Annotated in this window: 28 protein-coding genes and 2 tRNA genes; 11 read left to right on the plus strand and 19 right to left on the minus strand. The window is 64.9% G+C overall.

Features of this window, described 5'->3' with window-relative positions:
• Positions 1 to 502: 502 nt before the first annotated feature.
• Together IQ16_RS09065 and IQ16_RS09070 are read left to right on the plus strand one after the other, a co-directional pair.
• A complete protein-coding gene (locus IQ16_RS09065; protein WP_018647186.1) occupies positions 503 to 922 on the plus strand; it encodes a CopG family transcriptional regulator in 420 nt (139 codons plus the stop codon).
• A 3-nt stretch (positions 923 to 925) separates the two neighbouring features.
• Entirely contained in the window at positions 926 to 2,116 is a 1,191-nt protein-coding gene (locus tag IQ16_RS09070) for an extracellular catalytic domain type 1 short-chain-length polyhydroxyalkanoate depolymerase (RefSeq protein WP_018647185.1), read from the plus strand.
• Between the two features lie 531 nt (positions 2,117 to 2,647).
• On the opposite strand, the gene IQ16_RS09080 is transcribed toward IQ16_RS09070, so the two are convergent.
• The 6 genes from IQ16_RS09080 to IQ16_RS09105 form a co-directional block, all read right to left on the minus strand.
• Positions 2,648 to 2,851: a hypothetical protein gene (locus IQ16_RS09080; RefSeq protein WP_018647184.1), complete on the minus strand. Its 204-nt coding sequence runs from the start codon at positions 2,849 to 2,851 to the stop codon at positions 2,648 to 2,650.
• 34 nt (positions 2,852 to 2,885) lie between these two features.
• On the minus strand, positions 2,886 to 4,220 hold the full coding sequence (locus IQ16_RS09085) for a PQQ-dependent sugar dehydrogenase (RefSeq protein WP_018647183.1): 1,335 nt from the start codon (positions 4,218 to 4,220) through the stop codon (positions 2,886 to 2,888).
• Positions 4,217 to 4,669 (minus strand): DUF2231 domain-containing protein, encoded by a 453-nt coding sequence (locus tag IQ16_RS09090; RefSeq protein ID WP_026312659.1) that lies wholly within the window; start codon positions 4,667 to 4,669, stop codon positions 4,217 to 4,219. The genes IQ16_RS09085 and IQ16_RS09090 overlap by 4 nt, the downstream gene beginning before the upstream one ends.
• Before the next feature lie 76 nt (positions 4,670 to 4,745).
• A complete protein-coding gene (gene fcl / locus IQ16_RS09095) occupies positions 4,746 to 5,690 on the minus strand; it encodes a GDP-L-fucose synthase (RefSeq protein WP_145831401.1) in 945 nt (314 codons plus the stop codon).
• Positions 5,671 to 6,741, minus strand: a complete 1,071-nt coding sequence (gene gmd / locus IQ16_RS09100; protein ID WP_145831402.1) for a GDP-mannose 4,6-dehydratase — start codon at positions 6,739 to 6,741, stop codon at positions 5,671 to 5,673. Before gmd ends, fcl begins: the two co-directional genes overlap by 20 nt.
• A gap of 200 nt (positions 6,742 to 6,941) precedes the next feature.
• On the minus strand, positions 6,942 to 7,205 hold the full coding sequence (locus IQ16_RS09105; protein WP_018647179.1) for a hypothetical protein: 264 nt from the start codon (positions 7,203 to 7,205) through the stop codon (positions 6,942 to 6,944).
• Between the two features lie 170 nt (positions 7,206 to 7,375).
• On the opposite strand from IQ16_RS09105, the gene IQ16_RS09110 reads away from it, so the two are divergent.
• Positions 7,376 to 7,588: a DUF6894 family protein gene (locus IQ16_RS09110; RefSeq protein ID WP_018647178.1), complete on the plus strand. Its 213-nt coding sequence runs from the start codon at positions 7,376 to 7,378 to the stop codon at positions 7,586 to 7,588.
• Here IQ16_RS09110 and IQ16_RS09115 read toward each other — a convergent pair.
• Positions 7,585 to 8,340: a Crp/Fnr family transcriptional regulator gene (locus IQ16_RS09115; protein WP_018647177.1), complete on the minus strand. Its 756-nt coding sequence runs from the start codon at positions 8,338 to 8,340 to the stop codon at positions 7,585 to 7,587. The genes IQ16_RS09110 and IQ16_RS09115 overlap by 4 nt on opposite strands.
• A 163-nt stretch (positions 8,341 to 8,503) precedes the next feature.
• On the minus strand, positions 8,504 to 8,971 hold the full coding sequence (locus IQ16_RS09120) for a metallophosphoesterase family protein (RefSeq protein WP_145831403.1): 468 nt from the start codon (positions 8,969 to 8,971) through the stop codon (positions 8,504 to 8,506).
• Positions 8,972 to 9,064: 93 nt separating this feature from the next.
• Here IQ16_RS09120 and IQ16_RS09125 point away from each other — a divergent pair, with 93 nt between their 5' ends.
• Positions 9,065 to 9,274, plus strand: coding sequence for a hypothetical protein (locus tag IQ16_RS09125; protein WP_018647175.1), 210 nt, complete (start codon positions 9,065 to 9,067; stop codon positions 9,272 to 9,274).
• Between the two features lie 110 nt (positions 9,275 to 9,384).
• On the opposite strand, the gene IQ16_RS09130 is transcribed toward IQ16_RS09125, so the two are convergent.
• Positions 9,385 to 9,458 (minus strand) — tRNA-Gly (locus IQ16_RS09130).
• A 318-nt stretch (positions 9,459 to 9,776) separates the two neighbouring features.
• Positions 9,777 to 12,188, minus strand: coding sequence for an ATP-binding protein (locus IQ16_RS09135; RefSeq protein WP_018647174.1), 2,412 nt, complete (start codon positions 12,186 to 12,188; stop codon positions 9,777 to 9,779).
• Between the two features lie 330 nt (positions 12,189 to 12,518).
• On the opposite strand from IQ16_RS09135, the gene IQ16_RS09140 reads away from it, so the two are divergent.
• A complete protein-coding gene (locus IQ16_RS09140; protein WP_018647173.1) occupies positions 12,519 to 13,232 on the plus strand; it encodes a substrate-binding periplasmic protein in 714 nt (237 codons plus the stop codon).
• A gap of 10 nt (positions 13,233 to 13,242) precedes the next feature.
• Here IQ16_RS09140 and IQ16_RS09145 read toward each other — a convergent pair whose 3' ends face one another.
• Both IQ16_RS09145 and IQ16_RS09150 read right to left on the minus strand, forming a co-directional pair.
• Complete coding sequence (locus IQ16_RS09145) at positions 13,243 to 13,446, minus strand: hypothetical protein (protein ID WP_018647172.1); 204 nt, start codon at positions 13,444 to 13,446, stop codon at positions 13,243 to 13,245.
• A 26-nt stretch (positions 13,447 to 13,472) separates the two neighbouring features.
• On the minus strand, positions 13,473 to 13,652 hold the full coding sequence (locus tag IQ16_RS09150) for a hypothetical protein (protein WP_026312656.1): 180 nt from the start codon (positions 13,650 to 13,652) through the stop codon (positions 13,473 to 13,475).
• A 202-nt stretch (positions 13,653 to 13,854) separates the two neighbouring features.
• Between IQ16_RS09150 and IQ16_RS09155 the strand changes: the two genes are divergently transcribed.
• Positions 13,855 to 14,235 carry a YciI family protein gene (locus tag IQ16_RS09155; RefSeq protein ID WP_026312655.1) on the plus strand — a complete coding sequence of 127 codons (381 nt, stop codon included), beginning with the start codon at positions 13,855 to 13,857 and terminating at the stop codon, positions 14,233 to 14,235.
• A 9-nt stretch (positions 14,236 to 14,244) separates the two neighbouring features.
• Here IQ16_RS09155 and IQ16_RS09160 read toward each other — a convergent pair whose 3' ends face one another.
• On the minus strand, positions 14,245 to 14,835 hold the full coding sequence (locus IQ16_RS09160; RefSeq protein WP_026312654.1) for a TMEM175 family protein: 591 nt from the start codon (positions 14,833 to 14,835) through the stop codon (positions 14,245 to 14,247).
• A 129-nt stretch (positions 14,836 to 14,964) separates the two neighbouring features.
• On the opposite strand from IQ16_RS09160, the gene IQ16_RS09165 reads away from it, so the two are divergent.
• Positions 14,965 to 17,022 (plus strand): ATP-dependent helicase, encoded by a 2,058-nt coding sequence (locus IQ16_RS09165; protein WP_018647168.1) that lies wholly within the window; start codon positions 14,965 to 14,967, stop codon positions 17,020 to 17,022.
• Here the strand turns inward: IQ16_RS09165 and IQ16_RS09170 are convergent, their stop codons facing one another.
• The 3 genes from IQ16_RS09170 to IQ16_RS09180 are packed head-to-tail and all read right to left on the minus strand — an operon-like array spanning position 17,023 to position 20,142.
• The gene (locus tag IQ16_RS09170) at positions 17,023 to 18,270 is read right to left on the minus strand and encodes a metal-dependent hydrolase family protein (RefSeq protein ID WP_018647167.1); all 1,248 of its coding nucleotides are present in this window, start codon (positions 18,268 to 18,270) and stop codon (positions 17,023 to 17,025) included.
• Positions 18,271 to 18,283: 13 nt separating this feature from the next.
• A complete protein-coding gene (locus IQ16_RS09175; protein WP_018647166.1) occupies positions 18,284 to 18,787 on the minus strand; it encodes a GAF domain-containing protein in 504 nt (167 codons plus the stop codon).
• Complete coding sequence (locus IQ16_RS09180) at positions 18,784 to 20,142, minus strand: MFS transporter (protein WP_018647165.1); 1,359 nt, start codon at positions 20,140 to 20,142, stop codon at positions 18,784 to 18,786. Before IQ16_RS09180 ends, IQ16_RS09175 begins: the two co-directional genes overlap by 4 nt.
• 112 nt (positions 20,143 to 20,254) lie before the next feature.
• On the opposite strand from IQ16_RS09180, the gene IQ16_RS09185 reads away from it, so the two are divergent.
• Positions 20,255 to 21,178, plus strand: a complete 924-nt coding sequence (locus IQ16_RS09185) for a LysR family transcriptional regulator (protein ID WP_018647164.1) — start codon at positions 20,255 to 20,257, stop codon at positions 21,176 to 21,178.
• A gap of 136 nt (positions 21,179 to 21,314) precedes the next feature.
• The gene (locus IQ16_RS09190; RefSeq protein ID WP_018647163.1) at positions 21,315 to 22,346 is read left to right on the plus strand and encodes an LLM class flavin-dependent oxidoreductase; all 1,032 of its coding nucleotides are present in this window, start codon (positions 21,315 to 21,317) and stop codon (positions 22,344 to 22,346) included.
• 9 nt (positions 22,347 to 22,355) lie between these two features.
• On the opposite strand, the gene rlmB is transcribed toward IQ16_RS09190, so the two are convergent.
• Entirely contained in the window at positions 22,356 to 23,183 is an 828-nt protein-coding gene (gene rlmB, locus IQ16_RS09195) for a 23S rRNA (guanosine(2251)-2'-O)-methyltransferase RlmB (RefSeq protein WP_026312653.1), read from the minus strand.
• 207 nt (positions 23,184 to 23,390) lie between these two features.
• On the opposite strand from rlmB, the gene IQ16_RS09200 reads away from it, so the two are divergent.
• A tRNA-Tyr gene (locus IQ16_RS09200) sits at positions 23,391 to 23,476 on the plus strand.
• A gap of 189 nt (positions 23,477 to 23,665) precedes the next feature.
• On the opposite strand, the gene IQ16_RS09205 is transcribed toward IQ16_RS09200, so the two are convergent.
• Positions 23,666 to 24,145: a hypothetical protein gene (locus IQ16_RS09205; RefSeq protein ID WP_018647161.1), complete on the minus strand. Its 480-nt coding sequence runs from the start codon at positions 24,143 to 24,145 to the stop codon at positions 23,666 to 23,668.
• Between the two features lie 67 nt (positions 24,146 to 24,212).
• Positions 24,213 to 24,698 carry a hypothetical protein gene (locus IQ16_RS09210; RefSeq protein ID WP_018647160.1) on the minus strand — a complete coding sequence of 162 codons (486 nt, stop codon included), beginning with the start codon at positions 24,696 to 24,698 and terminating at the stop codon, positions 24,213 to 24,215.
• A gap of 306 nt (positions 24,699 to 25,004) precedes the next feature.
• On the opposite strand from IQ16_RS09210, the gene IQ16_RS09215 reads away from it, so the two are divergent.
• A complete protein-coding gene (locus tag IQ16_RS09215) occupies positions 25,005 to 25,457 on the plus strand; it encodes a hypothetical protein (RefSeq protein WP_018647159.1) in 453 nt (150 codons plus the stop codon).
• Positions 25,458 to 25,565 lie beyond the last annotated feature (108 nt).

Genomic DNA, 25,565 nt, shown 5'->3' on the forward strand with positions numbered 1-25,565 from the left:
CCGGACGCTCCGCGGAGCTTCGCGGAGCGCTTGTCATTGCCGATGGCTGTCTGATTGGTCCCAACAATAGGCTTTCGCCGGGCTAACACAATTACCCAGTTATGCGATAAACCTAACATGATGTTATCAAGGCCGGAGCGACCGTCGGGGCGGCGATAGGCGCGCGGACCCCCATTGGCACGCCGCCGCGAGAAATCACTCCGGCGGATTGAACAGCGTGGGTGGTTTGGTCGGGTGATGCGCTTTGAACGAGCTGGCCGTCGGGGATCGCAAGCGGCGTGCTCGCCGGTTGTGTCTTCGGTCGCGGCAGAGGTCGTTGACCTTCGCCGGATGCGCGACATCAGGAGCTCCGCCGAGGCCATCGAGACGCCGACCCGCTGCGGCATCCAGATCTCGCGCTCTTGGCGCCGGTCTATCCGCTTGATCCCTTGAAAGCGGCCCGAGAACATCTATATGACCTCCATGCACCATCCAATGGGATGGTTAGAATGGAAGTTTAGCTATGGCCAATAATGTGCATGAGCTGCGACCCAAGGCTCCCGACACCGAGAAAATCACGATCAACCTTGGCTATGTCGACCTCGGTCATGTCGATCTCATGGTGCGGGAAGGGTTCTATTCGAACCGGACCGATTTCATCCGGACAGCAATCCGGAACCAGCTCGAGCGCCACGTAGAGGTCGTCAGACAATCCACGGCCCGGAAGAACTTGGACCTCGGGCTGCGCAACTACACTCGCGAGGATCTCGAAGCGGCGCGCCGCGCCGGCGAGATGCTGCAGATCAATGTTTTGGGCTTAGCCACCATCGCCCAGGACGTCACTCCCGAGTTGGCTCGCGCGACAATCGCGTCGGTCTCGGTGCTGGGGGCCCTTCACGCCACTCCCGCGGTCAAGGCCGCTCTCGCCGACAGAATGAGGTGAACGATGCTGAATCAAGACATAGTCCGCGAAGCAACCCGCCTTACGCGTGCCGGCCAACTGGTCGAGGCCACCGCGCTCCTGCAGCGCATGCTCCAGGGCGGTAGCGCTCCAAGACCGGAATCTCGCAACGCCGCTCAGGCTCGGCTTCCGCCGCTCGATCCGCTTACCATCGACGCCACGGCCGACGTCGTCGAGGAGCGGGAAGCTCCGCAGATATCGCCGGCCCGCTCTGCTCAGGGACGCAGACGCTCCTTACCGCTCGACGGCATGCGAGATTTTTCCGGGCTTGGCCTGCGAAGTCCGATCACGCGCGCTCCTCTGTCCTCATCGGACATCGCGCCCGAGGGCACACGGTTTATCGCCGGTACCTTCAGCAACGCCGCGGGAAGCCGGACCTACAAGCTGTTCATCCCAAGCCGCTGTCAGGGACAACGGCTTCCCCTGATCGTCATGCTTCATGGCTGCACCCAGTCGCCGGACGATTTCGCGGCCGGCACCCGGATGAACTTCCTGGCGGAAGAGCAGAATTGCTATGTGGTCTATCCTGAGCAGCCGAGCGGAGCCAACCAGTCGAAGTGCTGGAACTGGTTTCGCACCGGCGATCAGCGTCGCGGCGGGGGCGAGCCCTCGATGATCGCCGGTATTACCCGCCAGATCATGCGCGACCATGCGATCGATCCGAAGCGCGTATACGTCGCGGGTCTGTCGGCCGGCGGGGCCGCCGCCGCGATCATGGGCGCAACGTATAGCGACCTGTACGCGGCCGTCGGTATCCATTCAGGCCTCGCGTGCGGGGCCGCGAGCGATCTTCCCTCCGCGTTCGTCGCCATGCGACAGGGAGGCGGCTCCAAGGCAAACGCGGATGGCAAAACTTCTGTGCCGACCATCGTTTTCCATGGCGATCGCGACACTACGGTGCATCCAAAGAATGGTGATCAGATTATCGAGCAGTCCGCCAGGGCAACGAGGCCGACGACGAAGGTACTTCGCGGACGCATACCCCACGGCCATGCCTATACTCGCACCGTCCTGATCGACGGGGCCGGTCGGGCGATCTCCGAACACTGGAACATCGATGGCGCCGGACACGCGTGGTCAGGCGGCAGCCCCGCCGGGTCCTACACTGATCCGCAAGGGCCGGATGCGACGAGGGAAATGCTGCGCTTCTTCCTCGAGCATTCGCTCGGTGGGTAGTCTGGCTTCAATAAGGGGCGCTCAGGTTGTCCTCGAGCACGTCGCAGAGCTTTCGGATCAGCTTGGCGTCGCCGAAGCCGGCCTCTATCCGCCAGCGCGGCGCGCCACAAAGCTCGATTGATCAAGGCGACGCCTCCGCCCGATCCGATGCTACCGGCACCGACAATGTCCTCCGGACGATAGGGCTGCTGCAACATCAGGGGCACCGGGCGGGGCGCGACGGGCGAGGAAACCGGTCGCATAGATCACCGGGAGTTTGGTATATCCTCTCGGCAACGTTCGGCGATCTACAATCCGTCGATGCCCCGTTCAGCTTGAGGTTCGGTCACATGGTTACCTATGCAGATGCGCCGGGAATGGCGGATGCCGTGGCGGCGCTGGCGCTCGCCGCACCGGTGAGGACCGCGTAGGCTTTCTTGTTGCAATGCGGGCGTCCAATGGCCCACAAGCGAAGTCAGGCTATGTCAGCTTCCCTACCGCCGTCGGGAGCATAGCAGACATCCAGTGCAGCGTGATTGACGGGTACACGCCCTAGCTTCCCAGCGCATTCTCGCCGGCTTCGCGACCGGGCACGCTGACATGCACCTCATGTCCCTCGCGCAGTGCCAGCGACGCCGCCGCGACCGCCGACTCGAAAGCGGCTTCCTTGGTGGCGTATCTGCTCTTGACGTCGCCGTCATGCAGCACGCCCCATTCGTCCTGCACCGGCACGATCGCGTATTGAGCAAGGCCCATGGTCTCCTCCTCCAGCTCTCCTAATATCCAGGCACTATCGCTGCGTGAGCTGCGGATGCGTCGCGCTCACCCGCCACACCGTGTTGCCGCTGTCGTCGGCGACCAGCAGCGCGCCGGTCTTGTCGATGGCGACGCCGACAGGACGGCCGCGCGCGTGGTTGTCGCTGTTCAGGAAGCCGGTGACGACGTCCTGTGCCGGCCCGCTCGGCTTGCCGTCGCTGAACGGCACGAACACGACCTTGTAGCCGTTCAGGTTCTGCCTGTTCCAGCTGCCGTGCTCGCCGACGAAGGCGCCGCCGCGATAGGCGCTCGGCAGGCTTGTGCCGGTGTAGAAAGCCATTCCCAGCGGGGCGACATGCGAGCTCAAGGCGTAGTCGGGCACGATCGCCTTGGCGACGAGATCGGGCCGCTCCGGCTTGACGCGGGGATCGACGTGCTGGCCGTAATAGCTGTAGGGCCAGCCATAGAAGCCGCCGTCCTTCACCGAGGTCATGTAGTCGGGCACGAGGTCGGGGCCGAGCTCGTCGCGCTCGTTCACGACCGTCCACAGTGCGCCGGTCTGCGGCTCGAAGCTGAGGCCGTTCGGATTGCGCAGACCGCTCGCAAAGATGCGCCAGCGGCCGCTGTCGCGATCGACCTCGAGGATGGCGGCGCGATTGTGCTCGGCTTCCATGCCGTTCTCGGTGATGTTGCTGTTGGAGCCGACGCCGGCATAGAGCTTCGAGCCGTCGGGGCTCGCGACGAGGCTCTTGGTCCAGTGATGATCGATCGGGCCGCCCGGCAGCGGCGTAAGCACCGTGCCCGGCGCGGTGATCTTGGTATCGCCTTCGGTGTAGGGATATTTGACGATGGCGTCGGTGTTGGCGACATAGAGATCGTTGCCGACCAGCGCGACGCCGAAGGGCGAGTTGAGATGGTCGAGGAAGACGCTCTGCATATCGGGCACGCCGTCGCCGTTCGTGTCACGCAGCAGCGTGATGCGATTGCTCTCGCCGGTATCGCCGCCTGACGTCGCCCAGGCCTCGACGTAGCCGATCACGATTTCCTTGGGCCGCTTGATCGGAGCTCCCTTCGGCGCCTTGGATTCCACCACCAGCACGTCGCCGTTGGGAAGCACGTAGAGAAAGCGCGGATGCTGCAAGCCCGTTGCGAAGGCCTTGGCCTGCAAGCCCTGTGCGACCGTGGGCGTCTCATCCTTCTTCCAGCCGACGATGCGCGCGATATGCATCGGCGGCAGCAGGTATTGCTGAATCTCGGGGAGCTTCGGGTTGGCGCCGATTTGCGCATTTGGATCGCCGCTGCCGTCATTGCAGCCGGCGAGGCACAGCAGCGAGGCGCACCAGAGCGCACGGGCAAGCATGGACGTCATCGCGCAACTCCCACGCCGTGACGATAGACCATGGCCCAGCCGAGCCAGCCGGTGACGGGCAGGATCAGCACGGTGATCACCGAAAGGATGAGCCCGGTCGGCCACACCGAGGTCCAGCCATCGCGCGTGTGGATCAGGGCATTGAAGGTCGCGAGAACCAGCGCCAGCGCGTTGCCGAGCAGATGCGGCCAGGCCGGCGGCTGCGCGCGCACCAGGCGGTTGCCGAGGAAATCGGTCAGGCCCGCGATCGCCGCCAGCACGCCGAAGATGACGCCAACGAGCAGCAGCCAGGCGGAGAAATTCGCCCACATGATCTCGGCGCTGACGACATAGGCAATGTCAGTCAGCAGCGCCCCGATGAAGCACGCGATCGGAATCGGCACCAGCATCGGATGAATCGGATGGCCCGCGATTTGCGCGGTGCTGCGCACACGCACGTCTTGCTGCACGGTCGGCCTCGTGTGACTCTCGCCCTGCCCGACCGGCCAACTCGCGCTTGCGGCGAAGGTTCCTGCTGCAGCGCGGTCACTGCGCGCCCGCCTGATACGCCGCATATGCGCGCGTCAAGCCATCGTGAAGCGACGTCGTCGCGCGCCAGCCGAGCTTGTCGAGGCGGCTGACGTCGAGCAGCTTGCGCGGGGTGCCGTCGGGCCGCGACGTGTCGAAGGAGATCTCGCCGCTGTAGCCGACGATGTCGGCGACGAGGCGCGCGAATTCGGCGATGGTGATGTCCTCGCCGGTGCCGATGTTGACCAGTTCCGCGCTGGAATAGGTCTTCATCAGGTGCACGCAGGCATCCGCCATGTCGTCGACATAGAGGAACTCGCGCCGCGGCGTGCCGGTGCCCCAGACCACGACGTTCTTCGCGCCCGACACCTTGGCCTCGTGGAAGCGGCGGATCAGGGCGGCGACGACGTGGCTCATTTCGGGGTGATAATTGTCGCCGGGGCCGTAGAGATTGGTCGGCATCACGCTGATGAAGTCGCAGCCGTACTGGCTGCGATAGGCCTCGACCATCTTGATGCCCGCGATCTTGGCAATCGCATAGGGCTCGTTGGTCGGCTCCAGCGGACCCGTCAGCACCGAGTCCTCGCGCAAGGGCTGCGGCGCCAGCTTCGGATAGATGCAGGAGGAGCCGAGGAACATCAGCTTCTCGACGCCGTTCTGATGCGCGGCCTGGATCACGTTCGCGGCGATCGCGATGTTGTCGTAGATGAACTCGGCGCGCAGCGTATCATTGGCGACGATGCCGCCGACCTTGGCGGCAGCAAGAAACACCACCTGCGGCCGCAACCGCGCGAACCAGTCGAACACCGCGGCCTGGTTGCGCAGATCGACCTCGCGCCGACCCACCGTGACAAGCCTGACGTCTTCCCGCTCGAGCCGGCGCACAAGCGCGCTGCCGACCATGCCGCGATGGCCGGCGACGTAGACGCTTTTGCCCTTGAGCTCAAACGGTAGGCTTGCCATGGCCTGCATCCCGCTTCGCCTCGGCCAGATCGCTTCTCATCATCTCCGCGACGAGCTCCGCGAACGTCCGCTTCGGCGTCCAGCCGAGCACCTCGCGCGCCTTGCTGGCATCGCCGATCAGGAGATCGACCTCGGTCGGGCGGAAATAGGTCGGATCGATCTTCACGACCGTCTTGCCGCTCTTCTCGTCGATGCCGGTCTCCTCGACGCCCTTGCCGCGCCAGACGATGCGGCGACCGACCTGCGCGAACGACAGCTCGACCATCTCGCGCACCGAGTGCATCTCGCCGGTGGCGAGCACGAAATCATCCGCCTTGTCGGCCTGCAGAATCCTGTGCATGCCCTCGACGTAGTCCTTCGCATGGCCCCAGTCGCGCTTGGCCTCGAGATTGCCGAGATAGAGCGCGTCCTCGAGCCCGACCTCGATGCGCGACACGCCACGCGTGATCTTGCGGGTCACAAACGTCTCGCCGCGGATCGGGCTCTCGTGGTTGAACAGGATGCCGTTGCTCGCGAACATGCCGTAGGCTTCGCGGTAGTTCACCGTGATCCAGTAGCCGTAGAGCTTGGCCACGCCATAGGGCGAGCGCGGATAGAACGGCGTCGTCTCCTTCTGCGGGATCTCCTGCACGAGGCCGTAGAGCTCGGAGGTCGAGGCCTGGTAGAACCGCGTCTCCTTCTCCATGCCGAGGATGCGGATCGCCTCCAGCAGGCGCAGCACGCCGATGGCGTCGGCATTCGCAGTGTATTCCGGGCTCTCGAAGCTGACGGCGACGTGGCTTTGGGCTGCGAGATTGTAGATTTCCGTGGGGCGGATCTGCTGCACCAGGCGGATCAGATTGGTCGAATCCGTCATGTCGCCATAGTGCATCAGGAACGGCACGTTGCCGACATGCGGATCCTGGTAGAGATGGTCGACGCGCGCCGTGTTGAACGAGGACGAGCGCCGCTTGATGCCGTGCACGACATAGCCGAGCGACAGCAGATATTCGGCGAGATAGGCGCCGTCCTGGCCGGTCACGCCAGTGATGAGAGCGATCCGCTCAGCCATATGTGCCACCCACTCCCAACACACCTCGAGGGGCCGCCGGCTTCCCGTTCCGGCCGCTGTCCTTCTCTGACAGATCGGCCGCCGGGGTCAACCCAATATGGGGAAAGGGTTACCGGCCTTCTTGGCCTGACGATGGTCCCGGATCGCCGCTTTCGGCATTTTAAGGCAAGAGCTTCGGCGCGTGAGGACGGCCCGCAGGCTCAATGCGCGCCGCGACAGCCGCCACAGCGGGCGAGATCGCCGCCTTCGATGATGTGATGCTGATATTCGGAGATCGCGCGATTGGCCATCCGGATGCGATTGGTCTGTCCTTCGTCAACCATCGTGGCGACGCGCTGCGCGAGGAATACGCACGCCTCGAATTCATCCCGGATCGCCCCCGTGCGCGCGAGAAAGTCCCACGCGATATCATATGCCTGCTCGGCGGCCGCATTGCGGTAGTCGCTGAAGATGATATGCGTCATCAAATCACACTGTCATTCGACTGCCTTCATTGCCGCAACCGCAACCCGGCCCGATCGTTCCTAAGCTGCCTCCGCCCTCAACCTCCATTGTCCCGTTGCAACAAGTGTGTTCCGAGCGTGGACCCGGCTGACGATTAGGAACGCCCCGCCGGTCCCCACCGTTCAACTGGATGACGCGATATTCCTTCAAGATCTCGAACGGCGGTGACTTCTCTGACAGCGAAGAGCTGCCGAATGATCAAGAAGCCTGGCATCAGGCGCTCCGCACCGTGAGGGACATTGAATCCACGCTCAACCCCAACGGAGGCGATTGGTCCCTCGTTGTCCACCGGGAGGGTGATCCGCTCTACCGCATCGATGTGCGGGCCCAAAAGCTCAATTAAGTGCTGGGACTGAGATGCAGATAGGTCGGGTCGAAGCCCGCCAGCTCTTCCATCTCCCTGGGCTTGAGGATGTGAAACTCTGATCTGCTCACCGTTACCAATCCCTCCTTCCGGAGGTTTTGGAGCACCCGGTTGGTATGCACCACCGACAATCCCAGGCAATCTCCAAGGTCGGCCTGAGTAATGGGCAAGCCGAACTCCCCATTTCGCGTATGACCGATTGCCGTGAGCCTCCGATGCAGTTCAATCAACAGGTGGGCCATTCTCGGTGTCGCCTCCCTTCGTCCGACATTGACGATCCATTCCCTGAAGATCGCCCCGTCGATCAGCGTTTCGCGCCACAGGGCCGCTGCCAGGTTCGGGCGTCGTTGATTGATCACCCTCAGATCGTCGTGGGAGATGAAACCCAGGTTGCAACGCGTGACGGTGACAAGGTCATGATCCATGACCTTGAGATGAAGGCTTTGAAGGTCAGGGATTTCTCCCGGGATGTGGATGGAGAGAACCTGTCGTTCTCCATCCGCCGTCGTCTTCGAGCGGAACGCGAATCCATCCGCGATCAGGCAACAGTCAGTGGGCCGCTCTCCGTCGGCCACGATGATCTGGCCAGCGTCGAGATGCCGCTCGCGAATCCGAAGGCTCTGAATGGCGCGGATGTCATCGGCATCCAGGTCGTTGGACACGGTCAGCTTCGTGATCAATGCGGCAGCGAGGTTTGCCGGCATCGGATGCTCCTTTTCGAGACCCGACATGGTGCAAACCACTCCGGCCTGTCAGGGGGGAGCGCTACACTCTCAGCACCGGCGCCCGAGACTATCTGCCGATGATGTAAGACAACGCAACGTTATAAGATCGTTCCAAAATGCCCCATCGAGCAAGTTTTGGAGCAAAATCATAACTTTGATCTGCCTCTGGCTAGGCCCCACCGAGCGTGTGCATGACCGGCCGAAGTTCGGCACCATCATCGAGGTCGAGCGTCGCCAGCGTGATCGGGAGCTTGAAGCGTCTCGGTCCGGCGCTTCCGGGATTTAGATAAAGGATGCCGTCGGCCGTCCTGATGCTCGCGCGATGCGAATGGCCGTAGATCACGGCATCGATGCCGTCGGGGGCAGGCTTGCTCTCGAGTTCGGTCAGATCATGCAGGACATAGAAAACGTACCGGCCGAGGCGCACGGTTTCCGTATCCCGATAGTTCCGTGCCCAATCGCCGCTATCGACATTGCCGCGGATGGCCGTGACAGGCGCGATCCTGCGCAGCCCCTCGAGCACATGCTCGGCGCCGATATCGCCGGCATGAATGATATGCGCGACCGCGGCAAAGCAATGCTCGACCTCCGGCCGCAGCAGCCCGTGCGTGTCCGAAATCACCCCGATTGTCGTCACAGCACTCTCCTGGCGTCCTGCCGATGCCCTGCCCGCGCTTAGGAACCACGACAGCGCGCCCGCATTGCCCGCACATCTAACGGGAGCACACGGATGGGCAATAGCGGTGTTGGCATGTTTTTGGGAGACGTCTCGGCCACGGCGTTGTGGCTTTGGTTCATCGGCGCGTTCGTCCTTGGCGCTGTGATCTGGTACGGCGTCAGACGATCGGGACATCTGCGCCGCAGCGAGCGGGCGCAACTGGACCGGAACACGGAAGCGGCGCAGCGCCGCGATGATCCACAAAAGCCGATGGCAAGGTGATGGAGCCCCGAAGCCGGGGACGGTCCAATGCGTGAAGACTTGCGCGATCGCAACGGGCCGCAGTAGCGCTGCGAGCAACCAATCGAGACAGAATAAGCAGTTGAAATCATTGGAGCGGGTGAAGGGAATCGAACCCTCGTATTCAGCTTGGAAGGCTGCTGCTCTACCATTGAGCTACACCCGCGTTGGCGATCCCCTAACACGGCCGGGCGGCGGTCTCAACTGCCTCTGGACGGTCTTTCCCGCGTCAAGAACGATCCTGTTCCCGGCTCTTCGCCTCACCCCTTAACGGCCGGGTGATCCCGCCCTATATTGAAATCTCCCGAAACCAACGAAAGGAGGTGATCCAGTGTCTTATCTCAAGCGCTGTCACCTCGCTGGGATCGCCCGCTAGGCTTTGAAAAGGGCTTGGCATCGGGGCGTTCTCAGCCCTGGACCAGCGAGCAAGAAATCGGGCGCGACGGGGCCTCCCCGCCGCGCCTTTTTCGTGCGCCGGCGCCGCTCAGGCCGCCGGCTCGCCCGCAAGGACCTCGCGAATCTTCTCCGAGAGCTCCGACTTCCTGTATGGCTTCTGAAGCAGCGCCACGCCGGGATCGAGATGCCCTTCATGGACGATGGTGTCGTCGGTATAGCCGGAGGTGTAGAGCACCTTCACCCCCGGCCGGCGGAGCCGGACGGCCTCGGCCAATTCCCGGCCATTCATGCCGCCGGGCATGATGATGTCCGTGAACAGGAGATCGAATTTGGCGCCCTGGTCGACCAGTGCAAGCGCGGATGCGCCGTCCCCGGCAGCGAGCGTGCGATAGCCGAGGCTGCCGAGCTGGGCGATGACATAGCCCTGCACCAGCGGATCGTCCTCGACCACGAGGATCGTCTCATGCCCGCGCGCTGCGGCGAGCGCGTGAACCGGCGCCGTCCTGGCCGGCGCCTCGCCCTCCGACCGCGGCAGGAACAAGCGCACCACCGTGCCGCGCCCCTCCTCGCTCTCGATCGCGACGGTGCCGCCGGTCTGGCGGGCGAAGCCGTAGACCATGCTGAGCCCGAGGCCGGTGCCGCGGCCGACGCCCTTGGTGGTGAAGAACGGCTCGAACACGCGCTCACGGATGTCGGCCGGAATGCCGTGGCCGGTGTCGCTGACTGCGACCATCACGAAGGCGCCGCGGACGACATCGCCCTCATCGGCCCCTTCCGTGCCGTCGAGCTCCCGGTTCGCGGTCTCGAGCGTCAGCCTGCCGCCGCCGGGCATCGCGTCACGCGCGTTGACCGCGAGATTGACGATCGCGGACGAAAGCTGCGACGGATCGACCATCGCCGACCAGGCGTCGTCCGCGAGCCGGGTCACGATCTCGACATGCTCGCCCAGGATCGGCTTCAGCAGCTTCGCGGTCTCCAGCACGAGGGCGTTGACGTCGATCTCGCGCGGCTCGAGCGGCTGGCGGCGCGCGAAGGTCAGGAGCTGCGAGGTGATCTCGGCGCCGCGTGTGGCGGCATCGTCGATGAGCTGCGCGATGGCGGCGAACTGGGGCCTGTCCGCGAGCCCCTCCTGGATGATCTCGATGGTGCCGGTGATGACGGTGAGCACGTTGTTGAAGTCATGCGCGACGCCGCCGGTGAGCTGGCCGATCGCGTCCATCTTCTGGGATTGGCGAAGCCGCTCCTCGGTCTCGTGCTGCGCAGTGAGGTCGGTGGCGGAGCCGCGATAGCCCATGAAGCGTCCATCTGACGCGAACACCGGCTGGCCGTTGACGCTGAAATGGCGCACGCGTCCGCTCGCATCACGACCGCGATATTCGAACTTCCGGAACGGCTCGTGACGATCGAGCATCGCCACGTGCGCGCGCCATTTCTCCGGCTCGGCGTCGCGGTCGAAAGCGGCGTCGATGCGGCGCTTGCCGATCAGCGCCTTGTGGGCCATGCCGAAGGCGCCGGCCCGCTCCGATATGTAGGTGAACCGATGATCCGGTCCGGTTTCCCAGAACCAGTCGGAGGCGGTCTCGGCATAGTCGCGGAAGCGCTGCTCGCTCGCGCGCGCGTCTTCTTCGGCGCTGCGGCGGATCTTCAGGTCACGCTCGAGATTGGCGTTGGCCTCGCGCAGCTCGTCATAAGCGCGCTCGAGATTGGCGCACATGGCATTGAAGGCGACGACCACCTTGTCGAGCTCGTCGGGATCGTAGGTCGGACGGCGCTCCAGGTGCAAAGCCGGCGGCGGCCGCGCCAGATTGTACTTGCTGACGAAGTCGGCGATGGCAACCAGATGCCGCGTCACCAGCAGATGGAACATGTAGATGATGAACAGCGAGACGAGAAACGTCTTCGCCGCCTGGCTCGCCAGGATGATCAGGGCACGGTTCATCAATTGCTGGTAGACCTCGCTCAGCGTCGCCTCGACGTGAAGCACACCGATGGTGCGCACGGCCCCCTGCATGGTGGTGGTCAAAGGATAGTCGCGCGTCACGATCGAACGGGTGTTCGGCTCGCCGACCGCGACACGGATCGGATTGGGACGATCGGCGATCTCGCGCACCTCGGCGGCGCGGATGTCGGGCAACCGCAGGATACCGTCGAGCAGGAGCCTGAGCTGGTTCTGATCGAGATTCCACAGGCTCTCGCCAAGGCTGCCGGTGGTGCTGCGGCCGATCTCGTCGAGCCGCGTCTCGATGACGCCGACCTCTCGGTTGTAGTCGAGATAGAGCTGAAGCGCGGTCAGCACCAGCGTGACGACCGAGGAGAACAGCAGCACGGCGGCCAGCAGGCGCGGCCCGACGCCGCTGCGCGACCAGTTGAAGATCCGCGACAGCAGCGCTCCGATCATCGCCGGCGCGAATGCCGCGCCGATCCCGCTCAAATCCTGCTTCGCGGCTGCCGGGGCGACGGCGCGGCTGCGCTTGGAATCCTCATTACCTGAGTTACCCATGCACCATGTCCCGGAAATGGCGGCACTGCTCCGGCCGGCCGGCCGCGGCCGCGAGCAATTCGACAGTTGAGATTCTCTTCACGCGAGGCGCGTTGCAATCCTGTCGGCCCATGGGCGGCTTGAGGTCGGCAGGGTCATATCTTGCGCCCAGCAGCAGGATTCCCGCGCAAGCTACCACTTCGCGTGCTAGAATGACATCGGTGAAAGTCCGGAGTCGCCTCACCTCGCAGGCGAGCGTTGATCGTTACGGCCGGGCTCCCGCGCGACCCCCGGTAGATCGCGCGGGCCTCCGAATCCAGCGGTAGCAAGGCCCGACCAAGGAGAAGCGTGATGTGGCGGATTGCCGTCGCCTGGCTGTCTTTGCTCGCAGCCGCTCCATCGCAGGCGCAGGACCTGATCCGGCTGGCGCGCATCGCCGACATCCCCGATCAATATGTCGGCGGCGAGATGCTGCGGGCTGTCTACGCCAAGCTGAACATCAAGCTCGAATTCGAGGACGTTCCCGGCAAGCGGGCGCTCGCACTGTCGAGCGCGGGCGAGGTCGACGGCGAGATCCAGCGGATCGGGACGCTCTCCCGTGACTATCCGACGCTGGTCCAGGTCACGCCGGCGATCAACTACATCGAGCCCGCGGTGTTCACGACGAAGCTCCATTTCGATGTCGCCGGTTGGGATTCAATTCGAGACTACAGCATCGGCATCGTTCGCGGCGTCGGCTCATCGGAGGCCGGCACGCGCGGCATGGCCCGCGTTACGGCGACGACCAGTCTGGAGAGCATGATCAAGATGCTCGACGCCGATCGCTTCGACGTGATGGTCACCGACCTCTTCAGCGGGCTCGTCGCCGTGAGGAAGCTCAACCTGCAGGCCAGGATCTACCCGCTCTCGCCACCGCTCGGGCGCATCCACATCTATCACTATCTGCACGAACGCCATCGCGCTCTGGTGCCTGAGGTCGGCAAGGTGATCGCGCAGATGGAGGCGAGCGGCGAACTGGCAACGCTGCGTGAGAGGCTGGTCAAGCAGATCCTGAGCGCACCGTAACGGTGCCGGCTCAGGTTGCGCGAAGCCGTTCGCGAAAGGCGACGGCGGCAATCAGTACGCCGACGCACCAGGCCACAACTGCCCGGTGAGGCTCTTCGCCGAGCAGCACGGTGAATATGCTGGTGATCAGGCATGGCGCGATCGCGCTACCGTTCCGGCTCGCCAGCGAGAGCAGGAACGGCATCGCAGCAATCGATATTTGCAGGACGCTCATTCGCGAAGCCTGTCTCGCCAGAGACTTCAGAAGCCGCAGACATTGCGCGGGTGCTTGCCGCGGCGGCTCTCGACAATGCGCTCGCCACCATTCTCGGCCGAGCTGCCGTAATAACGGTGGTGACCGCTCTGGTCGTGCAGATCGGCCGGTGCCGATTGGGGCGCCCGCCGCGCGTCGCAGATGATCTTGATGGACTGACCGGACATTGCCGCCTCCAAATTCCTCAGCCTTCTTGGTGGTCATCAGTCGCATCGGCTTCAGGCGGCGTTCACACCGGCCGGTCGCAATCGGGTTTCAGGATGGTTTCGTCGAGGCCTGCGCGACGCAATATTTTGTTGAGGGGGATTGTCGGCCGCGGGCATGGTGGTACGTCCTTTGGACGCGCGCAGCAAAATCAACGAGGTGACGATGTTTTACGCGATCCTGGCCTATCATGTGGAAGACGAGCTTTTGTCCTGGACGCCGGAGCAGGATGCCGCGGTGGTGGCCAAAGTCATCGAGGTTCAGGCGCCGCTGCGGGCCAGCGGCCACCTTGGGCCCGCCGCCCGCCTGGACGACACAAAAAAGGCTCGCACCTTGCGCGGCCCCGGCGCGGGCATGGTGCTGGACGGCCCGTTTGCCGAGACCAAGGAGCAGCTTCTCGGCTTCCACCTCGTCGAATACGATACGGATGAGGAGGCGATCGCCGCGGCGCGGAAGCTGCGCGAGGTCAACCCGACCGCGGTCTACGAAATCCGCCCGGTCAAGCTTTACGTGCCGTCCGATGGGTTCGGCGCGACAAAGGGGTGAGCCAGCGTCTTACACGTCCGTCCTGGCCGGCGCGGCATAGAAGCGCTGGATCAGCAGCCCGCCGAAAGCGATGAACCATACGAAAGGCGCGACATGCGGCGCGAATGCCGCCACGATCGTGCCCGGGATGAACACGAGCAGCGGAAACAGCGAGGCCATGATCTCGTGGCGCCAGCCACCCAGGATCGTCCACCACAGCCAGGCATTAAGCCCGGCGATCGCGGTCAGATGCAAACCGTAGAGCACGGCGACCGCACTGCTCATGCCGTAATTGGTGTAAAGGCCGTTGGTCACCGGTAGCAGCACGATCGAGAGCAGGAAGAACAGGTTGAGGATCACCACGCCGCGGCTGCCGACCGGCTGGCGCGCCAGCCGCCGGTGATGACTGATCCAGAACACGCCGGCGATGATGAAGCTGAGCGCGAGGCCGGCGAGCTTGCCGGAATAGACCTGGGCAAGATCGCTCCAGCCGGGTGCGCTGGTGAACACGGCGGCCTTGGGCAGATCGTAGGCCAGAAGCGTCATGGCGACGCCGAAAATGGTGTTGCTGAGTGACTCCAGCCGTCGCATCTCGAATTGGTCGGGCTTGAGCTCGGTCATGCCGGGCATGCTCTTCTCGGGCTGGAACCTTGGGCCGCCTTTCCCCCTAAATCCTAATTCCGGTTCCGTCCAGCCGCATTGCGATTCGCGCCGGGATCGCCGACTCTTGGCCTTTCACCGGGGCGATTCGTGGCAACATATCTGGACACGCTCAATGCGGAGCAGCGCCGCGCCGTCGAGCATGGCGTGGCCGATGGCGCGACCGTGGGAAGCCCCCTGCTCGTCATTGCCGGCGCCGGCTCCGGCAAGACCAACACCCTGGCGCACCGGGTCGCGCATCTGATCGTTGCGGGTGCCGACCCGCGCCGCATCCTGTTGATGACGTTCTCCCGCCGTGCCGCAGCCGAGATGGCCGGCCGGGTCGAGCGTATCGCCCGCAAGGTGTTAGGGGAGAACAACGCCGCGATCATGCGCGACGCGCTCACCTGGGCCGGCACCTTCCACGGCATCGGCGCGCGGCTCCTGCGAGAATATGCCGAGCGGATCGGTGTCGATCCCGCCTTCACCATCCACGACCGCGAGGATTCCGCCGACCTGATGAACCTGGTCCGGCACGAGCGCGGCCTGTCGAAGACCGAGAGCCGCTTTCCGGCCAAGGGCACCTGCCTGTCGATCTACTCGCGCTGCGTCAACGCCGAGATGGAGATCGAGAAGGTGCTGGGGGTACACTATCCCTGGTGCGCCGGCTGGGCCGCCGAGCTGAAGGGCCTGTTCGCGGCTTACGTCGAGGCCAAGCAGGCCCAGCACGTGCTCGATTACGACGATTTGCTGCTGTACTGGTCGCAGATGATGAGCGATGCGCTGATCGCCGACGAGATCGGCGGCCGCTTCGATCACGTGCTGGTCGACGAATATCAGGACACCAACCGCCTGCAATCCTCGATCCTGCTGGCGCTGAAGCCGGACGGCCGCGGCCTCACCGTCGTCGGCGACGACGCGCAGTCGATCTACTCGTTCCGCGCCGCCACCGTGCGCAACATCCTGGAGTTTCCGCAAAGCTTCTCGCCCCGCGCGGAAATGATCACGCTCGACCGCAACTACCGCTCGACGCAAGCCGTGCTCGCGGCCGCCAACGGTGTCATTGGCCTGGCGCGTGAGCGCTTCACAAAAAATCTCTGGACCGACCGCAACTCCGGACAGAAGCCGCAGCTCGTCACGGTGCACGACGAGGCCGACCAGGCCCGCTACATCGTCGAGGCTGTGCTGGCCAACCGCGAGCAAGGCGCGCTGCTCAAGCACCAGGCGGTGCTGTTCCGGACGTCTTCGCATTCGGGGCCACTCGAGATCGAGCTGACCCGCCGCAACATCCCGTTCGTGAAATTCGGCGGGCTGAAATTCCTCGACGCTGCCCACGTCAAGGACGTGCTGGCCTTGCTGCGCTTCGCCGAAAATCCGCGCGACCGCGTCGCCGGCTTCCGCATCCTGCATCTGTTGCCCGGCATCGGCCCTGCGACCGCACAGCGCGTGCTCGACCAGATGGCGGAGAGCATGGACCCACTGCACGCACTCGGCCAGCTCCCGGTACCGCCGCGCACGGGCGCGGACTGGACCGACTTCGTCCGCACGGTCGAAAACCTGCGCTATTCGGAATGGCCTGTAGATCTCGAACGCGTGCGGCTCTGGTACGAGCCGCATCTGGATCGCATCCACGAGGATTCCGAGACACGCCGCGCCGATCTGATGCAGCTCGAGCAGATCGCCAGCGGCTATGCCTCGCGCGAGAAGTTCCTGACCGAGCTCACGCTCGATCCGCCGGATGCGACCAGCGACAAATCAGGTCCCCCCTTGCGCGACGAGGATTACCTGATCCTCTCCACCATCCATTCCGCCAAGGGCCAGGAGTGGAAGTCGGTGTTCGTGCTCAACGTCGTCGACGGCTGCATGCCATCCGATCTCGGCGCCGGCACCAGCGCCGAGATCGAGGAGGAGCGCCGCCTGCTCTATGTCGCGATGACGCGCGCCAAGGACGATCTCCACCTCGTCGTGCCGCAGCGTTTCTTCGTCCACGGCCAGGCCGCCAAGGGCGACCGCCACGTCTACGCCTCGCGCACCCGCTTCATCCCGGAATCCCTGGTCTATCTGTTCGAGCGCAGCGCCTGGCCGAAGGCCGCTCCGGGCGCGGCGCGCACCGCGGCGCAAGGGCCGAAGATCGACATCGGGGCGAAGATGCGCGGGATGTGGCGGTAGTTACGCGCCCAGCCTGTCGAACTGGACCTTGCCTGCCTTCATCACCAGCGGGATGTGCTCGCCCTGGCCGAGCAGGCAGGCGACGTCGCGCAGCGGGTTGCCGTCGACGACCAGCAGGTCCGCCAGCGCCTCGGGCACGATACGGCCGAGCTTGCCCTCCATGCCGAGCACCTCGGCGCCGATCAATGTCGCGCTGGCGATGACGGTGCGCGGGCCGAGGATCTCGGCGCGAATGCGGAATTCGTCGCTCTGCAGGCGCTGCGACGGCCCGAGCAGGTCGCTGCCAAACCCCATCTTCACGCCGGCGTCGCGATAGATCGCGAGCGAGCGCAGGCCGGCGTCGCGGACATCGGCGATCTTGGCCACGCTCTCCGGCGGCAGGCCATATTGGGCGCCCTCGTTGGCCAGCGCCTCGTAGGTGACGAGCGTCGGCACCACATAGGCACCCTGCTCGGCCATCAGCCGCGCGGTCGGAGCATCAACCAGATTTCCGTGCTCGATGGTGCGCACGCCGCAGCGGACCGCGCGCTCGATCGCCGCAGCGGTGTAGGCGTGGGCAAGCACATAGGTCTGGCGCCCGCGCGCCTCCTCGACGATGGCGCGGATCTCGTCCTCGGAGTAGCCGAAGGCGCCGACCGGATCGGTCGGTGACGCGACGCCGCCGGAGGCCATGATCTTGATCTGGTCGGCTCCCATCTGGAGCTCTTCGCGCGCGGCCTTGCGCACACCGTCGACACCGTCGGCAACGCGCGCCAGCGCACCGACACGCACGCAGCAGGGACATGGCGCGTCGCTCGCGAGGTAATCGGAACGTGCCCGCATGTCGCCATGCCCGCCGGTCTGGCTGAGCGCGCGGCCGGAGACGAACAGCCGCGGTCCGTCGGTCAGGCCGGTGTCGATCGCCTGCTTCAACGCGTGGCCGGCGCCGCCGGCATCGCGCACGGTGGTAAAGCCCCGCCGCAACATACCGCGCAACAGCAGCGTCGAGCGCAGCGTTACCAGCACGTTCGGCATGTGCACCTGTTGCGCCAGGTTGAGCTCGACCGCGATGGCATGCACATGCAGGTCGATCAGGCCAGGCATCAGCGTCTTGCCCTTCAGATCGATGGTGCGATCGGCAGCCACCTGGATCGGACGGTCCGAGACCTCCTTGATCAGATTGTCTTCGACCAGCACGTGCTGTCCCTCCTGCAAGTCCGGCTGGAGCGGGTCGAGCAGAGCGGCGTTCTTGAAGTGGATGCTGGGCATCGCGACAGTCCTGTCAGAGATCGGCCGGCGCGAGCAGCGCCGGCAATGTGAGCTGGGCAAAGGGAAGGCACGCGGCGACATCATCTTCGCCGTACCACCCCGCCTCGTGAAGCAGATTGAGGGAGCCGAGCGTGCGCCCGCGCCAGCGCACGGGCATGTTGAGCACACTCTCGCAGCCCAGCGAAGCGATCAGCTCGTGGTCGGAGAAGACAGTGCGCAGATCGTCCCGCGTATAGCCGATATAGGCCTCGCCACGGTCGAGCACGGCTTCGGTCCACGGGCCCAGCGCGAGGCGCTTGCGTCCGCCGGTCGGATAGGGACCGGGCAGATTGGAGTAGAGCCGCGCCACCTCGCCGGTCGCCTCGTCATAGGTCAGGATCGTGAACAGCTTGTGCCCGATCGCCGACTTCATGGCTTGGTCCAGCGCCACGAACAGCGCATCCGGCTGATCCACCCTGCCCTGCGCCGCCGCGACGGCGCAGAGGAGCGGATCGGCCTTCAGTTTCGTCCGCGTCATGCCACCTCACCCGCCGCAATTTCCTCCAGCGAGCGGCCGCGCGTCGGCACCCCCATCAGCACGACGGTGACAGCCCCGAGCAGCAGCACGGTAGTCGTGACGCCGAACACGCCGCCGAAGCCGAAGTTCGGATAGAGATAGCCGACCAGGATCGGCGAGACGATCGCGCCGATGCGGCCGATCGCGGAGGCGAGCCCGGCGCCAGTAGTCCTGACCGGCGTCGGGAACACCTCGGCTGTATAGGCATAGACGCCCGCATAGGTGCCGTTCATGAACAGGGACAGGAAGATTCCCGCCGCCATGATCTGCTGGTCGCTCTGCGCGAAGGCAAGCCCGAGCGCGCTGATGCCGCCAAGCACCATGTAGGTCGCGATCGTCGCCTGCCGGCCGATGCGCTCGTTGAAATAGGCGGCGCTGAAATAGCCGGGAATCTGCGCGCAATAGATCGCGATCGAATAGGCGAAGCTCTTGGTGATGCTCATGCCGTTCTGGACCAAGAGGCCGGGGATCCAGACGAAGAAGGAATAATAGCTGAAGGTGATCGCCAGCCACATGATCCAGGTCATGACGGTGATGCGCGCCTGGCGGGGCGCCACAAGCGCCGCGAAATTGGCCAGCAGCGTGCCACCGGTCCCGGTGGGTGCCGCGACTTCGACGACCGGCGGCGGCAGGGCACGGCCTTCGCGCGCAAAGCTCGCCTCGATCCGGTCGAGCACGGCTTCGGCTTCCTTCTCCCGTCCCCTGCTCTCCAGCCAGCGCGGCGATTCCGGCAGCGCCCGGCGCCACCACAACAGCATGACGACCGGCACCGCGGTGATCACCAGCACGATGCGCCAGCCGTTGTCATACGAAGGCACGATGAAGTAACCGAGCAACGCGGCGGCGACGAAGCCGAAGGAGAAGAAGCCGGCGAGCGCGCCGGTGAAGCTGCCGCGGTAACGCCGCGCCACGAACTCCGCGAGATAGGGCGCGATGATCGCGCTCTCCGCGCCGGTGCCCATGCCGGCGACGACGCGCGCGGCGAAGAAGGACGGCCATGCGTCGACCATCGCGCTGACGATGGAGGCCGCGCAATAGAGCGCCAGCGCCGACATCATCACCGCACGGCGGCCGATGAGGTCGCCCAGCGTACCCGCCAGCAACGCGCCGAACAGGAAGCCGATATAGGTGCTGCTGCCGAGCACGCCGATCTGCACGCTCGTCAGATTCCACGCCGTGCGCAGCACCGGCAGGATGAAGGCCAGCACCGCCGCGTCCATCGCGTCGAACATGTAGCCGAGCCCGCCCATCAGCAGCAGATGCGTGTGGAAGCGTGCGAACGGAAGGCGCTCGATGCGCGCCGATATCATCGACATGAAAGTCCCCCTCTGATGTCACGGGCCCGGCGCGCCGCTCGGGAGGGAACCATAGACAAAGTGACATTATCGTCATAATTTATAATCATGATCTGATATATCACCATGGTGAATGTTCGTGTCGTTCCGCGCGCTCGACCTCAACCTTCTGAAAGTCTTCGAGGCGCTGATGACCGAGGGCAGCGTCACGCGTGCCGCAAATGCGTTGCGGATGACCCAGCCCGCCGTCAGCAACGCGCTCGCGCGGCTGCGCGATGCGCTCGGCGATCCCCTGTTCGTGCGCGCCGGCACCGGCATCCGCCCGACCCAACGCGCCGTGGTGCTGTGGGAGCCGATCGGCGAGGCCCTGGAAAGCGTCCGCGGTGCGCTCGACGAGCAGGTGTTCGATCCCGCACGTGCACAGACCGAATTCAGCCTGTCGATGTCGGACTACGTCTCCTCGCTGGTGATGCCGAACCTGCTCGCCCATCTCGGCAAGGTTGCGCCGAAGTCGCGCGTCCACACCGTGCCCAACACCGTCGTCGAGATCGCCGACCAGCTCGAGGACAACAGGGTGGACTGCGTGCTCAGCGTCTATGTCAACGAGGCGCAACAGCCGGCCGCCATTCGCTCGCGCTCGCTGTGGACGGTCGACTACGCCTGCTTCATGCGACGCGGCCATCCGCTCGCCGCCCAGAAACGGCTGAGCACGCGCACCTTCCTCAACGCAGGACATGTCGACGTGAGCCTCGCCGGCAAGACCATGCCGTCCTACGACCTCTTCCTCGCCTCGCGCGGGCTGTCGCGCAATCTGGTCGCGACCGTCAATCATTACAGCGCCGCCTACGAGGTCGTGCGCCAATCCGACCTGATCGCCGTGCTGCCGAGCGACCTGCGCTCGCAATCCCGGCACGCGCCACAGCTGCACGCCATGCCGCTTCCGCTCAAGGCGCCGCCGCGGATCGTCAGCCTGTTCTGGCACCAGCGCAACGACACCGTGCCGGCGCAGCGCTGGCTGCGCGAAACCCTGGTCGAGATGTTCGCCAGATCCGACTGAGCCCACCGGTTCGATGAAGAATCGGAAACGATGGCTTTCCCGGATCAGCATTGTCGGAGCCGCCTCCCCGCCATAGCTGCACGGCGACTATTTCCCTCCCATGACGGGCCTTTCGCGCCCCGCAGAGACCTCACCGATGACCGCACCGCTCGAATTCGGACTGGACACCTTTGGCGACGTCACCAGGGACGCCTCCGGCGCGATGCTTCCGCACGCACAGGTGATCCGCAACGTCGTCGACGAAGCCGTGCTGGCCGACGAGCTCGGGCTCGACTTCATCGGCCTCGGCGAGCATCACCGCGCCGATTTCGCGATCTCCTCACCGGAGACCGTGCTCGCCGCGATCGCCGCGCGCACAAAACACATCCATCTCGGCTCGGCCGTGACGGTGCTGAGCTCGGACGATCCGATCCGCGTGTTCCAGCGCTTTGCAACGCTCGACGCGCTTTCGAACGGCCGCGCCGAGGTGATCCTCGGCCGCGGCTCGTTCACTGAATCCTTTCCGCTGTTCGGCTTCGACCTGCGCAAATACGAAGAGCTGTTCGAGGAGAAGCTCGACCTGTTCGCGGCACTCTTGTCGCAGCAGCCGGTGACCTGGCAGGGCAAGCTGCGTCCGCCGCTGAGGGACCAGCTGGTCTATCCGCCGGTCGAGAACGGCCGGCTCAAGACCTGGATCGGCGTCGGCGGCAGTCCGCAATCGGTGGTGCGTGCCGCACATTACGACCTCCCCCTGATGCTCGCGATCATCGGCGGCGATCCCGCGCGCTTTGCGCCCTACGTCGATCTCTATCACCGCGCCTTCAAGGAGTTCGGCCGCCCGGCGCAGCCGATCGGCGTGCACTCGCCCGGCTACGTCGCCGAGACGGATGCACAGGCGCGCGAGGAGCTGTGGCCCGATTACAAGGCCATGCGCGACCGCATCGGCAAGGAGCGCGGCTGGCCGCCGATGGGCCGCGACGAATTCGTGAACGAGGCCGAGCACGGCTCGCTCTATGTCGGCTCGCCGGAGACGGTGGCGCGCAAGATCGCGAAGACCGCGAAGGCGCTCGGCATTTCGCGGTTCCAGCTGAAATATTCTGCCGGGCCGTTGCCGCACGAGAAGCTGATGAAGAGCATCGAGCTCTATGGGCGGAAGGTGGTGCCGCTGGTGCGGGAGATGATGGGGTAGCCCTCGAGGCTACTTCATCAGCCCAAGCCGGCTTGCGCCGACATAGAGCGAGAGTACGGCGGCGTTGGAGACGTTGAGGCTCTTGATCTCGCCCGGCATGTCGAGCCGCGCCACGACGCTGCAGGTCTCGCGGGTCAATTGCCTGAGGCCCTTGCCCTCGGCGCCGAGAACCAGCGCAAGCGGCTCGCGCAGTGCGACGTCCGAAAGGTTCTCGGTGCCTTCGCTGTCAAGGCCGACGGTCTGGAAGCCGCGCTCGTTGAGCGCGGTCAGCGCGCGGGCGAGGTTTTGCACGGTCACCATTGGCACGAGCTCAAGCGCACCCGAGGCGGCTTTCGCGAGCACGCCGGTGGCTTCCGGACTATGGCGCGCCGTGGTGACGATCGCCTTCACCGCGAAGGCTGCGGCCGAGCGCAGGATGGCCCCGACATTGTGCGGATCGGTGATCTGGTCGAGCACCAGCACCATGCCTTCCTGCTTCAGGGTCTCGATGTCGGGCGAAGGCAGCGGATCGGCTTCGGCGAGCAGGCCCTGATGCACGGCGTCGGGCGACAGCAGGCGGTCGATCTCCTGGGGCCGGACGATCTCGGGCGTGACGCGGGTCTCGATGTTCTCCTCCGCGAGCCGCCGGGCGGCGTTCTCGGTCAGCGTCAGCTTGCGGATCCGCCGCGCAGGATTGGCCAGAGCCATGGTGACGGTGTGCCAGCCATAGAGGATGACCGGTCCCTCGCCGTGCGAATCGCGGTCGCGCCAGGCCGGGCGGCCGGCCGATTTTCCGGGCCTGTTGAAGGGCTTAGCCCCGCCGCGGGAGCCCCTCGGGGCGAATTTTTTGTCCTTCATGGGCTCGCTTGTGTCACGGGTGCCGGAATATGGCAATTTGGGTGCCTTCAGGGGCGATTTTAGCTGTTCGCCTCGGTTGACTTTGCCCCACCGCTTCGCCCATAAACGCGCCCGGTCGCGCCCCCATCCGGGCTGTCGCGGCCTTCACGTTCCATGGCCGTCTTCGGTCCGCCGGCAAGGTCCGGCCCGATTGTGCTGCCGTCGAGCGGGGGAGTGTCCCGAGTGGCAAAGGGAGCTGACTGTAAATCAGCCGCCTCATGGCTTCGCAGGTTCGAGTCCTGCCTCCCCCACCAGCCTTCGCTCGCTTCGCGAGCTACGGCTAGGCAAGCCAGTTCAGAACATCATTGAGCGAAGCGAGCGAAGGCTGCCCCGCCGTAGCCGGTAGGCGTAGGCGGGCTGACGGCCAAGCGCAAAACAGAAAAGCAAAACGCCCGTCCGCATCGTGCGAACGGGCGCTTCGCAAATCTCAACCGATCAGACGATCAGTAGTAGCGGCGCAGCACGCGGTGACCGCCATAGTACGGCGCGTGACGGTGGGCATAGCCATAGCGCGGGCCGTAGCCGTAGTGCGTGCGCGGCAGATAGCCGTAGCGCGGGCCGTAGCCGTAGCGATACGGACGGTAGTACGGGCGGTGATAGGACGCGGCGCGATAGCCATAGCCGTAGCCGTAATTGGCGGGCGCGACGACCGCGTCCTCACGATAGGTCGGATACGGCGCGAAGGCGCCCGGGCCGGTGTAGGTCGGGCCCTGGTTGACGTAATAGTACTGCGTGGTCGGCTCAGCGAGACGCTCATAGGCGCCATAGCCGTAGCCATAACCATAGCCGCCGCAGCCGGTGTTGCAGCCGGTATAGACCGGTGCAACCGGCGCGCACGTGCTGAAGCCGCAGGCCGCGGCAGGCGCAGCCCCGACGAACATCACGGCAGCCGCCGCGACCAGTCCCGAAATCATTTGACGCATTACTCTCTCCTGTTGATATCCGTTTGTTGGATTTTGTCTTGGATCTTGTCTTGGATTTTGACGCTTCTTAACCCGGCGGCTTGCCGGGGATCTCTACATGCGGCCGAGGCCGGGGACGCCGCGGACGGTCGTTGATCTCAGGCGCGTAGATCACCGGCGGCGGATCGACGGGCACGTCCATCTGTGCCGGCAGCGGCGCGGACGATGCGCCCCAGCTCTGGTGGTAGCTCTCGGCAGGCTTGGGCAATTTGCGGTTCGCGGGCGGCTCGACCTCGAGCCGGCCGTAGCCGGGCCGCAAGCCGAGCGTCGGATAATAATGGCCGACGTCGGAGGGCTGCCGCTCGGCGATATAGCGTCCGCCATAGATCGTCGGCTGCACCTGGATGTTCTTGCCGAGGCCCCAGACACCTTCGACGACGGTGTAGGACGCATCGATATTGTTGATGATGATGGGCACGCCGGGACGGCCGGGCACGACAATGTCGAAACCGCCGCCGGCCAACGCCGTCGCGGGCAGTCCGATCAGAATGGCAGCGAGCGCCACAGCGCGCATGAGAAGGCCCCGGTTATCCGGAACACAACCTAACCGATCGCAACAGGGAGAGGGTTAAGGCCTGCTCACCAAATTCCGGTAAGCCTAACGCGTAAGGATCGAGAGCTGCTCAAATGCCGAGAGGCACGCTAGCGAAGCGTTAACGGGGCGCAAACTCACGGCACGCGCCGGAGCGAGCAAGGTTGCGCGGCCCAAATCTCACATCCTGGGCGGGCTCACGTCGATGTGACCCTTCGCGCGAGAATCCGCGGAACGACTGCCAGAGGTCGCACTTAGCACAGGTCTCAACAACATGGAGAAAATGCCATGACGAGCCCAAGGCTTCTTGGCTTGGCCGCAATCGTCGCGTCCACGCTGGCAACACCGGTCTTCGCGCAAACGACGGTTGACAATTCGGGCCGCTGCACGGGGCTATTCCAGGATCCCAATTGCCAGAATCTCGGTCCCGCCAATTCCACCACCGACCGCGCCTATCGCCGCCGCCATATGGCCCGCAACCAGGTGAATCCGAACGATGGACGTCAATCGGGCTTCTGGCCGCTCGATACGGCGGGCGCAGTGGCTGGCGCGGCGGTCGGAACCGCAGCAACGGTCGCCGCCGCGCCATTCCAGGGCTGGGGTAACTCCTACGCGAGCTACGACCGCGGCGGCCCCGGCTGGAACGGCAATTGGGACGCCTATGCGGCCCGTAACGGCATCGTCTGCAGGCCCGGCACCTGGGTCAAGGGCGAAGACGGCCGGCGGCACCTCTGCCAGTAAGGCCCTTCTCCATCGGGTTGAACGATTTCAGGCGGCCCGATGGGCCGCCTGTTTCATGCCGGTGCGATGCCGCCTTCGGGTTCTGGCACTTTCCACCCAAGTCTGATA

This window comes from Bradyrhizobium huanghuaihaiense, from assembly GCF_007830635.1.
Taxonomy (GTDB): domain Bacteria; phylum Pseudomonadota; class Alphaproteobacteria; order Rhizobiales; family Xanthobacteraceae; genus Bradyrhizobium; species Bradyrhizobium huanghuaihaiense.